This window comes from Cognatiyoonia sediminum (assembly GCF_900129845.1).
Classification (GTDB): domain Bacteria; phylum Pseudomonadota; class Alphaproteobacteria; order Rhodobacterales; family Rhodobacteraceae; genus Cognatiyoonia; species Cognatiyoonia sediminum.
Map to the genome: position 1 here is coordinate 41,856 of NZ_FQXB01000005.1, position 12,488 is coordinate 54,343.

General features: G+C 54.3%; 19 protein-coding genes. 2 read left to right on the forward strand and 17 right to left on the reverse strand.

Going from position 1 to position 12,488, the window contains the following annotated elements; genetic code table 11:
* Positions 1 to 9: 9 nt before the first annotated feature.
* From rnhA to BUA85_RS13570, 6 genes are all read right to left on the reverse strand, one after another.
* Positions 10 to 465 carry a ribonuclease HI gene (rnhA, locus tag BUA85_RS13545; RefSeq protein ID WP_072902000.1) on the reverse strand — a complete coding sequence of 152 codons (456 nt, stop codon included), beginning with the start codon at positions 463 to 465 and terminating at the stop codon, positions 10 to 12.
* Entirely contained in the window at positions 458 to 1,054 is a 597-nt protein-coding gene (locus BUA85_RS13550) for a class I SAM-dependent DNA methyltransferase (protein WP_072902002.1), read from the reverse strand. The genes rnhA and BUA85_RS13550 overlap by 8 nt, the downstream gene beginning before the upstream one ends.
* Entirely contained in the window at positions 1,054 to 1,497 is a 444-nt protein-coding gene (locus BUA85_RS13555) for a DUF3429 domain-containing protein (RefSeq protein ID WP_072902004.1), read from the reverse strand. Before BUA85_RS13555 ends, BUA85_RS13550 begins: the two co-directional genes overlap by 1 nt.
* A gap of 190 nt (positions 1,498 to 1,687) precedes the next feature.
* Positions 1,688 to 2,161: a phosphoribosyl-AMP cyclohydrolase gene (locus BUA85_RS13560; RefSeq protein WP_072902006.1), complete on the reverse strand. Its 474-nt coding sequence runs from the start codon at positions 2,159 to 2,161 to the stop codon at positions 1,688 to 1,690.
* A 113-nt stretch (positions 2,162 to 2,274) separates the two neighbouring features.
* Complete coding sequence (locus BUA85_RS13565) at positions 2,275 to 2,670, reverse strand: carboxymuconolactone decarboxylase family protein (RefSeq protein WP_072902007.1); 396 nt, start codon at positions 2,668 to 2,670, stop codon at positions 2,275 to 2,277.
* Complete coding sequence (locus tag BUA85_RS13570) at positions 2,670 to 3,479, reverse strand: division plane positioning ATPase MipZ (protein ID WP_072902009.1); 810 nt, start codon at positions 3,477 to 3,479, stop codon at positions 2,670 to 2,672. The genes BUA85_RS13565 and BUA85_RS13570 overlap by 1 nt, the downstream gene beginning before the upstream one ends.
* Positions 3,480 to 3,658: 179 nt before the next feature.
* Between BUA85_RS13570 and BUA85_RS13575 the strand changes: the two genes are divergently transcribed.
* A complete protein-coding gene (locus BUA85_RS13575) occupies positions 3,659 to 4,966 on the forward strand; it encodes a DEAD/DEAH box helicase (protein ID WP_072902011.1) in 1,308 nt (435 codons plus the stop codon).
* Positions 4,967 to 5,018: 52 nt separating this feature from the next.
* Positions 5,019 to 5,849, forward strand: a complete 831-nt coding sequence (locus BUA85_RS13580; RefSeq protein ID WP_072902013.1) for a TolB family protein — start codon at positions 5,019 to 5,021, stop codon at positions 5,847 to 5,849.
* On the opposite strand, the gene BUA85_RS13585 is transcribed toward BUA85_RS13580, so the two are convergent.
* From BUA85_RS13585 to BUA85_RS13630, 11 genes are all read right to left on the reverse strand, one after another.
* Complete coding sequence (locus BUA85_RS13585) at positions 5,846 to 6,490, reverse strand: potassium channel family protein (RefSeq protein ID WP_072902014.1); 645 nt, start codon at positions 6,488 to 6,490, stop codon at positions 5,846 to 5,848. The genes BUA85_RS13580 and BUA85_RS13585 overlap by 4 nt on opposite strands.
* Positions 6,491 to 6,573: 83 nt before the next feature.
* Complete coding sequence (gene rpmE / locus BUA85_RS13590) at positions 6,574 to 6,795, reverse strand: 50S ribosomal protein L31 (protein WP_072902016.1); 222 nt, start codon at positions 6,793 to 6,795, stop codon at positions 6,574 to 6,576.
* Positions 6,796 to 6,806: 11 nt separating this feature from the next.
* Positions 6,807 to 7,196: a 50S ribosomal protein L19 gene (gene rplS, locus BUA85_RS13595; RefSeq protein WP_072902018.1), complete on the reverse strand. Its 390-nt coding sequence runs from the start codon at positions 7,194 to 7,196 to the stop codon at positions 6,807 to 6,809.
* 299 nt (positions 7,197 to 7,495) lie between these two features.
* Positions 7,496 to 7,783, reverse strand: a complete 288-nt coding sequence (locus tag BUA85_RS13600; protein WP_083526293.1) for a DUF6525 family protein — start codon at positions 7,781 to 7,783, stop codon at positions 7,496 to 7,498.
* 60 nt (positions 7,784 to 7,843) lie between these two features.
* Positions 7,844 to 8,632, reverse strand: a complete 789-nt coding sequence (gene trmD, locus BUA85_RS13605) for a tRNA (guanosine(37)-N1)-methyltransferase TrmD (protein WP_072902020.1) — start codon at positions 8,630 to 8,632, stop codon at positions 7,844 to 7,846.
* On the reverse strand, positions 8,632 to 9,135 hold the full coding sequence (rimM, locus tag BUA85_RS13610; protein WP_072902022.1) for a ribosome maturation factor RimM: 504 nt from the start codon (positions 9,133 to 9,135) through the stop codon (positions 8,632 to 8,634). Before rimM ends, trmD begins: the two co-directional genes overlap by 1 nt.
* A gap of 4 nt (positions 9,136 to 9,139) precedes the next feature.
* On the reverse strand, positions 9,140 to 9,280 hold the full coding sequence (locus tag BUA85_RS16825; protein WP_165611620.1) for a hypothetical protein: 141 nt from the start codon (positions 9,278 to 9,280) through the stop codon (positions 9,140 to 9,142).
* A gap of 50 nt (positions 9,281 to 9,330) precedes the next feature.
* Positions 9,331 to 9,753: a 30S ribosomal protein S16 gene (gene rpsP, locus BUA85_RS13615; protein ID WP_072902024.1), complete on the reverse strand. Its 423-nt coding sequence runs from the start codon at positions 9,751 to 9,753 to the stop codon at positions 9,331 to 9,333.
* Positions 9,754 to 9,766: 13 nt separating this feature from the next.
* On the reverse strand, positions 9,767 to 10,069 hold the full coding sequence (locus BUA85_RS13620) for a chorismate mutase (protein ID WP_072902026.1): 303 nt from the start codon (positions 10,067 to 10,069) through the stop codon (positions 9,767 to 9,769).
* A gap of 79 nt (positions 10,070 to 10,148) precedes the next feature.
* Positions 10,149 to 11,654, reverse strand: a complete 1,506-nt coding sequence (gene ffh / locus BUA85_RS13625; RefSeq protein ID WP_072902028.1) for a signal recognition particle protein — start codon at positions 11,652 to 11,654, stop codon at positions 10,149 to 10,151.
* A 198-nt stretch (positions 11,655 to 11,852) separates the two neighbouring features.
* On the reverse strand, positions 11,853 to 12,389 hold the full coding sequence (locus BUA85_RS13630) for an FMN-dependent NADH-azoreductase (protein WP_072902229.1): 537 nt from the start codon (positions 12,387 to 12,389) through the stop codon (positions 11,853 to 11,855).
* Positions 12,390 to 12,488: the final 99 nt, after the last annotated feature.

Below are 12,488 nucleotides of genomic sequence, written 5' to 3' on the forward strand. Positions count from 1 at the left end.
GAGAGAGCATCAAGCGGGTTTGAAGGGTTCCATGCCTTGCCGAGCCAGCTCATCAGCGCGCTCATTCTCTGGATGGCCCGCGTGCCCCTTCACCCATTCCCATGTCACATCATGTTTTTGGGTGGCTTCGTCCAACCGTTTCCAAAGCTCTTCGTTTTTGACTGGCTTTTTTGCAGCGGTCTTCCAGCCGCGCGATTTCCAGCCATAGATCCACTTGGTGATACCGTCTTTGACGTAGACGCTATCGGTTACGATGGTGATACGCGACGGAGAAGACAATGTTTCCAGCGCAGTGATGGCCGCCAAAAGCTCCATCTGGTTGTTGGTTGTTTCGGCCGCGCCACCATTAAGCTCTCGCTCTTTAACAACCTCATCGCCCTCGCGCGCAATCAATAGTGCGCCCCAACCACCTGGGCCCGGGTTTCCGGAACATGCACCGTCGGTATAGGCAAAAAGGTCAGCCATTCTTGGTTGCCCTACAAATGACCCAAGGGGCGTCCGTCCCGTCTAAACCTTTGGCGGACCCTTCGTCGGTATAGTTCACGGACAAGCCCGCATCGTCCAAAAGGTCGTTTAGTTCGTTCACCGAAACGTAGGTGTATTTTCGACCGATCCGATCGCGCTGTTCGCCTTCGCCTGTTTTCATACCGATGTGAAACACACCACCCGTTTTCAAAGCGGCACATAGGGTTTCGATATGTCGAGGGAGATCGGATCGAGGCGCGTGGAGAAGGCTGAAGTTCGCCCAAATCCCATCGTAGAGCTCTTCCCCTGAGATATCGTCAAACGTTGCTTGACGCGCGCCTATATCGTGTGTCCGATTGGCCAGTTCGACCATCTGAAGCGATGCATCTACCGGGTCCGGAACCAAACCAGCCGCACGCATGTGAGCAGAGGCGGCGGCCGGACCACTGCCCAAGTCCAACACCGTGCCGTTTTCTGGAATGAGATCGATAAAAGCTTGAAGATGTTCGTCCGGTCCATCCTGTTGGACAAGCTTTGCATATTCTTCAGCTTGCCCATCGTAGACGTCGATTGTGGTCTTATCCGTCATTAAATTGCACCGGGAAGAAGGCAGATGATGACGATGCTGGTCAGAAGGACGCGCAATTTCAACCACCACTCAGGCGCCGCACCAAGGTTCCAAAAGTGCCAATCCAAAAGCAGCAATGCCAGAAAGCCGACGATGAGGTTGAGCGATGCAGCCGATGCGCCGCCTCCGGTCATGAAGAAAGCCCAAAGCGCCGGGATGACGCTAAGAACGTAACCGGATGCGCCTGACCCTTTGGTCGCGAAACCCCAGAGTACGCCTGACATAAAAGACAGGATAATCGCTCCATAAAAGAGTTGGACGTAAGGTCCGACAAAACGACTGCCAAAGTTTTCAATCCCCCAAATGCCAAGCGACGGGAATAAGAGCGTCAGCGCACCCCAAGCAAAAGGGATAACACCGGCAATGCCCAAAAGAAGTGGGGCACGAGGAATACCGAAAATCATTTGAGTTCTCGAAACCTGTTAATCGTTTAATCTGTATCGACGTGATCTAGTGGTTTCACAAGGCGGTATTTGCTTGAATGTATGCCCATCGGCACTGCATGTGACCATCAACTGCATGTCCAAACAACCGATGCGGAGCAAAGACTCTGTGGGCCAAAACGAAAGCCTAAAGCCTCAAACTATTTCCGCTTTATGGCAGGTAGGGGAGAGAGGAATGATGCAAGACGATGCGCAGTGCCCCGCTTTCATCTGACTTATAGCCAAAACTCTTGTCGACCGCTGTCTCTCCGCCGTCTTTGTCTGTCAAAATCACGTTTCCCATCCAAAGAGCGATTTCGCCGTCAACAAAGGTGCTTGCAGTGTCAAACCGAACTGAGCGCCAACCTTTCAAGCCAAAACCACCATCCAAAGGAAAGTTGTCGTCATGCCCAACGAAATAAGACAGTGCCCCTTCTTTCGTAAGGCGGAAGGTTTGATTGCCGCTGGCCATCGTCGGCTTAAATAGAACGTCGCCATCGGCGTAGCCATAGGCGGCGTCGATGAAGTCATCTGCTACGCGTCGCGCGTCGTCGATACCACCTTTTTCAAAGGACTTTGAAATCGCCACGAGCGCGTCGCCCCAAGTTTGATGAGCTTGGGTGATCTGAGTTTTGGTAATTGACATGGCGTTTCCCTGGTCTTCTGAGCGATTGGCTTTCGCTTGACGCGCAAGTAGACATGAAAAACTGGCTTTGTCGATTGAAACTTTGCGAGACGATCCTAAAACAGTTGGTTCTTTTACGACAAAAGCCCTTCTTCGGTTAGCACTTTCCTAGCAACGCGAAAACACTCCAAACCCAACGGAACACCGCAATAGATCGCGATGACGTGGATAATTGCACGGATTTCTTCTGTGCTCACCCCATTATTGAGCGCCCCGCGGCAATGTACTTCCCATTCGTGCAAACGTTCAAGCGCTCCCAACATGGTGAGGTTCATCATGCTGCGTGTCTTTGGGTCGATAACATCATCGCCCCAACCAAAACCCCAACACCATGCGGTCATAGCCTCCTGAAATGGGCGGGTGAATTCATCTGCGGCGGCGAGGTTTTTCTCGACGTATTCCGCTCCCAACGTCCCTTTGCGTTGTTCCAATCCTTTCAGGAACAAGTCTTCATCAAAAAGGTCAGCCATTAGAAATCCACCGTTACGTTTGGAAGGTTGAGCGCTTTGACCAGGTCTCTCAATTCCTGACGGGCAGCGACGTTTGAGATGTTGAGACCTTTGACGCCGATATCGCGAAGGTCCAGCAAGGTCAGGCCCCGAGAGAAGAGTTCGCGGAAAATGACCCGTTCATTGAACCCCGGCGCTGTACGGAAGCCGATGCGCTTGGAAAGCTTCTCGATAACCCGCGCCATCTTTTCTTTGTTGATCATAGCTTGGGCACCGGTTCGGTTGCGCACAACCACCCAATCCATTGGAGCCAAGCCAGCTTGCGCACGCAGTTGCCGAGCGTTCCATACCATCTCCGAATAGACAGAAGGGCCGGTGATTTCTTCGCCGTTTGTGTCGGTGTGGGCCAACAAATCAAAGTCGATGAAGCTGTCGTTGAGCGGCGTAATCAGCGTATCGGCCAAGGAGTGAGCGACTTGTGACAGCCGCGTATGACTGCCGGGGCAATCGATCAGAATGAAATCCTGATCGGGTTCCAATCCAGCCACAGCTTTGGAGAGTCTATGGTCATAGGCATTTTCACCGGGCTTCAGTTCGCTTTGGTCAATCTCGGGCAAATCTTCGTAGTCAGGCGTGGGGAGGTCTAAACCTTCGTCCTTCAGGAACGTCCGTCGATTATGGATGTAACGGCCCAGCGTTTTCTGCCGCAGGTCCAAATCTAGCGTGCCGACCTTGTGTCCCATGCGCGCTAATGCGGTCGCGACATGCATCGAAACGGTTGATTTTCCTGCACCGCCCTTTTCATTTCCGACAACAATAATGTGTGCCACTGCCTTGCCCTCACGCGATTTGCCGCTTTGGCGCTACTATATGTTGTGTCTGCCTATCTGCAAAGCGGATGTGAAAGTTACCCACAGATTTCTCAAAATTGTGCACTCGCTTGACTTTAGCTGTGCTGAGGCGCATCTGCCCCTCAACCCTCCCGCCAGATGGCGCCAAAAGGACATTCATGGATTTTGATATGCTGGGCCTCGCGCCCCGCCTTGTAAAAAAGCTCTCCGAACAAGGCATAACCGACCCGACCCCGATCCAGACACAAGCCATTCCTCATGCGATGAATGGGCGAGATGTCATGGGTTTGGCGCAAACGGGGACGGGTAAGACAGCGGCCTTTGGCCTGCCCATGATCGACGCCTTGCTAAAGGCCGGCGTGAAGCCGGAACCCAAAACGGCTCGCGGTTTGATCCTTGCGCCTACTCGAGAGTTGGCCAAGCAAATTGCAGACAATTTGAGCGCGTACACCCAAGGAACACATTTGAAGGTGGCATTGGTTGTTGGCGGCGTTGGCATTGTAGGCCAATCAAAGCGGTTACAGAAAGGTGTGGATCTATTGGTCGCGACACCGGGTCGTTTGATTGATCTGATGGATCGGAAAGCGATCAGCCTACATGAAACCATTTATCTGGTTCTAGATGAGGCCGATCAGATGCTGGACATGGGGTTCATCCACGCCCTGCGTCAAATCGCGCTGCTTTTGGCGGAAGATCGTCAGACGATGATGTTTTCGGCCACCATGCCAAAGCTGATGAATGAACTCGCACAGACGTATTTGAAGAACCCTGTGCGCGTGCAAGTGAACCCTCCGGGGCAGGCAGCGACCAAGATCAAGCAATCGGTTCACTACGTCGCTCAAGCGTCGAAGATGGATTTGCTCTTGGAACTGCTGGACAGCCATCGTGACGATTTGGCTTTGGTTTTTGGGCGCACCAAGCATGGCTGTGAAAAAATGGCTCGTGTCATTTCCTCGAAGGGTTTTGCCGTCGATTCAATCCACGGCAACAAATCCCAAGGTCAGCGAGATCGCGCGATTCAGGCGTTTAAGGACGGTAAGGTCAAAATTCTTGTCGCGACCGACGTGGCCGCGCGCGGGATCGATATTCCTGGTGTTATGTGGGTTTATAATTTCGATCTACCGAATGTCGCGGAAAACTATGTGCATAGGATCGGGCGGACCGCCCGAGCAGGGGCTGGTGGCACGGCGGTTGCGCTTTGTGCCCCAGATGAGATGATCGAGCTGCAAGACATCGAACGCGCGATGAAGGAAGAGATTCCGACAGCGTCCGGCCGACGCTGGGAAGTGCAACCGGGGCAAAAGAAGCGTCCAAATGGCCGCACCGGAAAAGGACGCGGTCGCCCGAATGGCGGCAAGCCGAGCGGAAATAAGCCCCAAGCGCGTGGTTCCAAGTCTGGTAAACCAAACGAAGGTGGGAAACCACGCAGGCCGCGTAGACGGGGTAAGAAGCCCAGCAAAACCTAATTCGCGAAGTGTTGGGACTGGACTGCGAACCGCTCTTGTGCGCGGATAGGGCATGAAGAGCGAATTGGTTATTCACAAAATTGCAGATGGGTCTGAGCAGGTCATCTTTGAAACTGATGACTTGATCGAAGCCCCCAATTGGTCGCTAGACGGATCATTCCTAATTGTGAATGGTGGCGGACGAATTTTCCGGTTGGACCTAGATAATCCGTCACAATTGCACTTGATTGATACGGGCGGGATTAGTCATTGCAACAATGACCACGGTATTTCACCCGATGGTACAACGCTGGTTATCAGCGACAGCCCAGGGCGGGGGACGAGTTGCATTTACACACTTCCTATCGGTGGAGGCGAGCCAACGCGCGTGACGCCGAACACGCCGTCTTACTGGCATGGGTGGTCGCCTGATGGGACGACTTTGACCTACTGCGCAGTCCGTGGCGGGAACTTCAATATTTTCACTATTCCGGTCGAAGGGGGTGAAGAAACCCAACTCACCTTTGGGGCAGGCCATAAAGATGGGCCAGATTACACGCCCGACGGCGAATGGATATGGTTCAATTCAGATCACCACGGTGTGCTTCCTGATTTGTTCCGTGTGCGGCCAAACGGATCTGATTTGGAGCAAATGACAGATGATGGATCGGTCAATTGGTTCCCACATCCTTCACCTGACGGAGCGACAGTTTTGTACCTCGCTTATCCGCCGCATGTTGAAGGCCATCCAAGAGGGGAGGATGTTGCCTTGAAACTCGTTTCACCGACAGGGGGCGAGGGGAAGACAATTGCAGAGTTTCATGGCGGTCAGGGCAGTATCAACGTCCCCTGTTGGGCGCCGGACGGCACCCAGTTCGCCTATGTGAGATATTCGAAGGCTTAGTGCCGCCTACCAGACATCTTGGCGGCGTACGATCCGACAACCGCACCCACAAGAATGGCGATGTAAATAAGGCCTACGATCGCTTCGAAAACCGTCAGCATTTTTGCGAGGTCGGATGCAGGCGATATGTCGACTGCCCCAAGTGTCGTAAGGGTCGCAAAGCTAAAGTAGAGCATGTCGTAGCGACCGGTGACGCTGCCTTCAGCGGCGAAGGCATTCGGATCAAATTCAATGACCAAGCCAAAGATCGCGGCAAAGAACATGCCGATCAACAAATAGGTACAGGCTGCCGCGAGAACGGTGTCGAAGGTTACTTCTTCAAGGTTCTCGGTCATGGTGTGGAAATAAAGGGCAGTTGCAGCGGCAAAGCTAATCGCGAAGACTGTATTTTCTACGTACTTGAGATTGGCAAGGATTTCCTCCGCCGCGATGGCCGCAAGGATTACGATGCCAGCGAGGATCGCCCATTTGCGGAATCTTGGGGCCGCCATGCCTTGAATCGCAACCGCCGCAAGAAGCGTTGCCGCCATCAGACCGTCGGTGAATTGCTCATCGGCTTCGTCCAGTTCAAAGATCGGAACGAGCCAAAAGTTCAGCCCAAGGATCATAAAGAGCCAGAAGTTACCAGATTTCAGGACCATTTGCCGCCTCGCTACATTTCACCGAGTGGAAAGAAAAACACCGCCCAGTGGGCGGTGCAATTCCGAATAAACGAGGGGTGAGCTTAGAAACCCAGACCTGCGTATTTGTTCTTGAATTTGGAAACGCGACCGCCTTGGTCGAGCAGACGTGTGTTACCACCTGTCCACGCTGGGTGAACTGTTGGATCAACGTCCAAAGCCAGCGTGTCGCCTTCTTTGCCGTAAGTGGATTTCATCTGCACGATTGTGCCGTCCGTCATTTTGACGTCGATGATGTGGTAATCTGGGTGTGTATCTTTTTTCATGATGCCACTCCTTACGCGTCTGCGTTGGCGCTCTTTGGCGCTTTGTAGTTGGTGACCTCTGCGATGCGCGCGGACTTACCGCGACGTGAACGGAGGTAGTAGAGTTTGGCGCGGCGGACGCGACCACGACGCACAACTGTGATGCTGTCGATGTTGGTCGAGTGCAGTGGAAACACACGTTCCACGCCTTCACCAAAGGAAATTTTGCGAACTGTAAACGAACCGGCGATGCCGTTTCCGTTCTTGCGAGAAATGCAGACACCTTCGTAGTTCTGCACACGGCTGCGCGAGCCTTCGGTCACTTTGTAACCGACGCGGATGGTGTCACCCGCTTTAAAGTCGGGGATGTCTTTCCCCAGAGCGGCGATTTGTTCCGCTTCGAGTTGTGCGATCAGATCCATCTGAAACGCTCCTTATAATAGTACGGGTGGTTCCCGTAACGTTTGTGCGTGTCGTCAGAGCTCTGTGTCGTTTCCGGGTCCGCATCGCGCCCGCCAGAGGTGCCGTCATCATTCCTTTTTTGTGGTTGTCCGGCCTGTCCGGTGCATATGGTGCCAACGAAGGCCCCTGCAGTGTTCCGGTCGGTTCCATAAACCAAGCCCTCGGAATCGCTTTCGCGCCCGAAGATGCGCCTCTTTAGGCGGGTTTTCGGGTTCGATCAAGGGGGCTGGGTGCTTTGTTTGAAAGTGAATTTCGGCTTTTAGCTCGGATTTGGCCCTGCTGGGTATTCGGCTCCCCAAATTCGGCGGGAATCCTTTGCAATCAGAGCGGTTTGGAGCGCATCGAGCTCTTCTAGCGCTCGTTGCGGGTCGCCGGTCTTTGCGATCGCTTTACGGAACGACTTTCGAACGGAGTGCGCACTCCATGGCAACATGGCTTCTGAGACCCATTTGCGCAGTTCCGGTGGGAGGGCGTCGAAGTCGTTCATTGGGTGGCGAGACTTACGCTTTCCCTTGAGCGTTGTTGTTCCACGGTTGGACAGCATCATTGGAGACCTCAGAAATTCCGAGGGTTTCGTTATGTTATAACATAACGATTTACAAGGGACCTAAGTGTCTTTTTCCAGCTTTTCGATAAGGTCTGGGCGTCGTTCTTTTGTGAGCTTCTCAGACATCTCTCGCCGCCATTCGGCGATCTTTGCGTGATTGCCTGACAACAAGACTTCAGGAATGTGTCGTGCATTCCATTCGGCAGGTTTGGTGTATTGCGGATGCTCAAGCAGGCCGTTCGAAAAACTCTCTTCGACTGCGCTGTCGGCGTTGCCGAGTACACCGGGCAAAAGTCGCACGGTCGCGTCGATCATCGCTTGGGCGGCAATTTCGCCGCCGGTCATGACGAAGTCGCCCAAGGAAACCTCTTGAATGTCGAAGTGCTCCAACACGCGTTCGTCGACGCCTTCGAACCGACCGCAAAGCATTGTGACACCGTCTGCTTTCGCAAGGCGCTGGGCCATTGCTTGATCGAACCTAGGGCCACGCGGTGAGAGGTAAATGAGCGGCATCCGGCCTGTGGCGTCCGCCCGTGCTTCCATGATCGCTCTTTCAAGTACATCTGCTCGCAGAACCATGCCCGCGCCACCACCAGCCGGTGTATCATCGACGTTTTTGTGCTTACCGATGCCGTAGCGACGGAGATCAATGGTTTGGAGTTGCCAGATGCCGTCTTTCAGAGCTTTGCCGGTGAGGCTTTCGCCGAGAACGCCAGGGAAGGCCGTTGGGAAAAGTGTGATGATCTGTGCTGTCCAAACGCCCGCAAGATCTGGGTTGTCCGTCATTAATTCCCGCGGAGTGAACGTCGCTTGGATCGACTTGCGACCATGAGATTTTGGCGCGGACATTAGAACAGCCCTTCAGGCGGATCGACGATGATGCGCCTGGCCTTAAGATCCACGGTTGGGACCGCAACTTGTGTAAATGGCACCAGAACTGTTTCCGAACTGTTTGGCGTTTGGATTTCAAGCAAATCGCCGGCGCCATGGTCCATGACGTTCTTGACGGTTCCGAGCTTTTCGCCGCCGGTGTCCAAAACGTCCAAACCAATCAAGTCGGTGTAGTAATATTCATCATCCGGCAAGCTCGGCATTTGCGAGCGATCAGCGAATAGCTTGTTATTGCGTAAGGCGTCTGCGTCTTCTTTCGAAATCACCCCGTCGAGGCGGGCGGTGAAGCCACCTTTGAGACCGCCGGTGAGAATAAGCTGAGCGAAGGAGCGCCCATCATCCGTGTAAAGCGGGGTATAGTCAGCAATGGCTTCAGGTTCGGCGCAAAAAGACTTCAGCCGAATTTCACCATGAACGCCAAAAGCGCCTCCGATTGATCCGACAATGATGCGTTCGTTCATGCCGCTACTCCTTGAGGAAGCAGGTGCGATCCCGCCAATCTCCGCCTTCTGCCGCGCAAAGCTCTTGCCGTCCGTTGTCGTCGAAAAGGATCCCCGCGACGAATGCGATGAGGATCAGGATCAGAGTGCGAAACAGCCGGATCATAGAAAAAATCTGTCGGGAGCCGCTTTGTGTCGGCGGCTCCCAGAACCGCCTTACTCTTCAGCGGCTGCTTCTTCAGCCGCAGGCTCTTCTGCTGGCGCTTCTTCCTCAGCAGGTGCAGCCGCAGCTTCTTCAGCAGCTTTTGCCTTTTCGGCTTTCTCTTCAGCGCGTTCCTGTGCAGCTTTGCCAGGTGTGCCCTTTTTCGGGTTGTTGCGCTCTTTCTTTGGCAACTCACCAGCAGCTTCGAGCATGCGGGACACACGATCAGATGGCTGCGCGCCTTCGCCCAACCAGTATTTTACGCGCTCCATGTTCATTTTGACGCGCTCTTCGCTGTCTTTTGGCAGCATTGGGTTATATGTACCCAGCTTTTCGATGAAGCGGCCGTCACGCGGCATGCGGCTGTCGGCAGCAACGATGGAATAGAACGGGCGCTTTTTGGAGCCGCCACGTGCGAGGCGAATTTTCATAGCCATGAGTTAGGTTTCCTTAAGATTGATCTTGATGTTGTTTATGGTGCTGAATGACCTCAGCGATGATGAAGTTGAGAAACTTCTTGGCGAATTCCGGGTCGAGGTCGGCCTCTTTCGCCAAATCTTCTAGCCGTGCGATCTGCGCTGCTTCGCGCGCTGGATCGGACGGGGGAAGGTCGTGACTGGCTTTGAGTTTCCCCACAGCCTGTGTGTGTTTGAACCGCTCGCCTAGCGTATAGACGAGGATCGCATCGAGGCGGTCGATGCTGTTGCGGTGTCCCTTCAGAAGCTCTGCGGCTTTTGTTGCAGCGTCGGTCATAGTGCCTCCAAAAGGCCGCGCTGGCGCGCGACACAATTTTTTGTGCCTCCGGCGGAGGTATTTGTGCTCAAAAGATGCATTATTTCTTCTTCCCGAAACCGCTGAGGCCAGGAGGAAGGCCACCGCCGCCGAGACCTGGTAGGCCGCCGCCGGGCATTTGGCCCAGCGCTTTCGCCGCTTGTTCCATCGCCTTGGGGTCGTTCATGTCTGGCATCCCGCCGGGCATGCCGCCGCCTTTGCCCATCATGCCTTTCATGGCTTGTTTGAGCATGCCGCCTTTGCCCATTTTGCCCATCTTCTTCATCATGTCGGCCATTTGGCGTTGTTGTTTTAGAAGTTTGTTGAGTTCGGAAACTTCTAGCCCAGCGCCTTTGGCGATGCGTTTTTTGCGGCTGGCTTGCAATAATTCGGGTTGGGCGCGTTCGCGTTTGGTCATGGAATTGATCAGGGCGATCTGGCGTTTGAGGATGCTGTCATCCATACCCGCCGCTTCCATCTGCTTTTGCATTTTGCCCATGCCCGGCATCATGCCCATCATCCCTTCCATGCCGCCCATCTTGATCATCTGTTCGAGCTGCATTTTCAGGTCGTTCATGTTGAAGCGGCCCTTTTGGAACCGCTTCATCATCTTCTCAGCTTGTTCGGCCTCGATGGTTTCTTGAGCTTTCTCAACCAAAGAAACGATGTCGCCCATGCCGAGGATGCGGCCAGCGATACGGGACGGCTCGAACACTTCGATGGCGTCCATTTTTTCGCCCAAGCCGACGAAACGGATCGGTTTGCCCGTGATCGCGCGCATTGAGAGAGCCGCACCGCCCCGGCCGTCGCCGTCCATACGGGTCAGGACCACGCCGGATACGCCGATTTTGTCGTCAAATTCTTGGGCGACATTCACCGCGTCTTGGCCGGTGAGGCCGTCGACAACGAGAAGTGTTTCGCGGGGGTTGGCGACATCGCGGACGGCGGCGGCTTGGGCAATCAGCTCTTGGTCGATGTGCAGGCGGCCTGCGGTGTCAAGCATATAGACGTCGTAGCCGCCCAAAGATGCTTGGGTTTTGGCGCGTTTGGCAATCGCGACGGGGTCTTCGCCTTTGACAATCGGCAGGGTATCGACGCCGATTTGAACACCGAGGATGGCAAGCTGTTCCATCGCAGCAGGGCGGTTAACATCGAGCGATGCCATCAGTACGCGTTTGCCTTCTTTTTCCTTCAGGCGCTTTGCGAGCTTTGCCGTCGTTGTGGTTTTACCAGAGCCTTGCAAGCCGACCATGAGGATCGGGGCAGGCGGGTTGTCGATTTTCAGAGCGCCTGGGTCTTCATCACCCGTCAGGATGTGTTGCAGCTCGTCATGAACGATCTTGACGACTTGCTGACCCGGCGTGACCGATTTGGTGACAGACTGGCCCGTGGCCTTATCTTGTACTGCTTTGATAAAATCGCGCGCGACAGGCAGCGACACGTCCGCTTCGAGGAGGGCGACGCGGACCTCACGCAGGGCTGTTTTGACGTCATCCTCGCTCAGCGCACCCTGCTTGGTGAGCCGGTCAAAGACACCGCCTAAGCGTTCGGATAGATTCTCAAACATCGGCCAAGGCCCTCATTTTCGTTTTGGTAAGCCCCTTATATAGGAACCCACCAGCTAAAGCAGTAGCGCCCCCGTGGGCGCAACGCGCTGACGGAGGGCGATCTCTATCCAATAGAGACCGGACGGCTGATGCTGTCCGGGGTTTGGGGGGGTGTAGGCTGGGTTTGGACCAGAGTCAAGAACTCTGGCCACAAGGTTCTAAGCGGCGGCGGCCAATTCTTTTACGTCTAGCACTGTGACATCGGAGATACCGATGAAATTGAGGAAGTGGGTTAGATGACGGCTGGCAAAATCCATTTCGCTACCGACAGGTACGCCGCCCGAAGCAACCGTCACGATGGCGCGTTTTCCTTTCAGCAAGCCTTCTGGACCGTTTTCGGTATAGTGGAACGTCACCTTTGGACGCGCCACGAGGTCCATCCATGCTTTCAAACTGGCAGGAGAGGCGAAGTTATATATGGGCAATCCGATGACAATCGTTTCGGCGGCCTGAAGTTCCGCCACCAACTCATCTGACAAAGCGAGTACGTCTTTGTCCGCGTCGGTTAGGGTCTCCGCGGGCTTGAGGCGGGTGTCTGCCCAGATGCCATCGATATAGGGTAGGGGCTCTGCGACAAGGTCGCGGCGAATGACTGTATCGGGAGTTAGCGCGGCAACCTCGGCTTGGCTGGCAGCACGGCTGCGGGAGGCATCTGCGCCGACGGAAGCGTCGATATGAAGTACGGTTTGGGACATTTCAGGCTCCATCAATAGACAGTTGGTTGCAGGCATATACCTATTGCGTTAACGAACAAAATATCCGAATTTAAACAAGAAATGTGAAATTTTGCACAG

Excerpts from the sequence above, each read along its gene's own strand:
- BUA85_RS13560 (WP_072902006.1), bottom strand. The coding sequence starts at position 2,161 with ATGTCAATTACCAAAACTCAGATCACCCAAGCTCATCAAACTTGGGGC.
- BUA85_RS13550 (WP_072902002.1), bottom strand. The coding sequence starts at position 1,054 with ATGACGGATAAGACCACAATCGACGTCTACGATGGGCAAGCTGAAGAA.
- BUA85_RS13575 (WP_072902011.1), top strand. The coding sequence starts at position 3,659 with ATGGATTTTGATATGCTGGGCCTCGCGCCCCGCCTTGTAAAAAAGCTC.
- BUA85_RS13630 (WP_072902229.1), bottom strand. The coding sequence starts at position 12,389 with ATGTCCCAAACCGTACTTCATATCGACGCTTCCGTCGGCGCAGATGCC.
- BUA85_RS13620 (WP_072902026.1), bottom strand. The coding sequence starts at position 10,069 with ATGACCGACGCTGCAACAAAAGCCGCAGAGCTTCTGAAGGGACACCGC.
- BUA85_RS13600 (WP_083526293.1), bottom strand. The coding sequence starts at position 7,783 with ATGATGCTGTCCAACCGTGGAACAACAACGCTCAAGGGAAAGCGTAAG.
- BUA85_RS16825 (WP_165611620.1), bottom strand. The coding sequence starts at position 9,280 with ATGATCCGGCTGTTTCGCACTCTGATCCTGATCCTCATCGCATTCGTC.
- BUA85_RS13580 (WP_072902013.1), top strand. The coding sequence starts at position 5,019 with ATGAAGAGCGAATTGGTTATTCACAAAATTGCAGATGGGTCTGAGCAG.
- BUA85_RS13585 (WP_072902014.1), bottom strand. The coding sequence starts at position 6,490 with ATGGTCCTGAAATCTGGTAACTTCTGGCTCTTTATGATCCTTGGGCTG.
- ffh (WP_072902028.1), bottom strand. The coding sequence starts at position 11,654 with ATGTTTGAGAATCTATCCGAACGCTTAGGCGGTGTCTTTGACCGGCTC.
- rpmE (WP_072902016.1), bottom strand. The coding sequence starts at position 6,795 with ATGAAAAAAGATACACACCCAGATTACCACATCATCGACGTCAAAATG.
- rnhA (WP_072902000.1), bottom strand. The coding sequence starts at position 465 with ATGGCTGACCTTTTTGCCTATACCGACGGTGCATGTTCCGGAAACCCG.
- rpsP (WP_072902024.1), bottom strand. The coding sequence starts at position 9,753 with ATGGCTATGAAAATTCGCCTCGCACGTGGCGGCTCCAAAAAGCGCCCG.
- rimM (WP_072902022.1), bottom strand. The coding sequence starts at position 9,135 with ATGAACGAACGCATCATTGTCGGATCAATCGGAGGCGCTTTTGGCGTT.
- BUA85_RS13565 (WP_072902007.1), bottom strand. The coding sequence starts at position 2,670 with ATGGCTGACCTTTTTGATGAAGACTTGTTCCTGAAAGGATTGGAACAA.
- rplS (WP_072902018.1), bottom strand. The coding sequence starts at position 7,196 with ATGGATCTGATCGCACAACTCGAAGCGGAACAAATCGCCGCTCTGGGG.
- BUA85_RS13555 (WP_072902004.1), bottom strand. The coding sequence starts at position 1,497 with ATGATTTTCGGTATTCCTCGTGCCCCACTTCTTTTGGGCATTGCCGGT.
- trmD (WP_072902020.1), bottom strand. The coding sequence starts at position 8,632 with ATGTCCGCGCCAAAATCTCATGGTCGCAAGTCGATCCAAGCGACGTTC.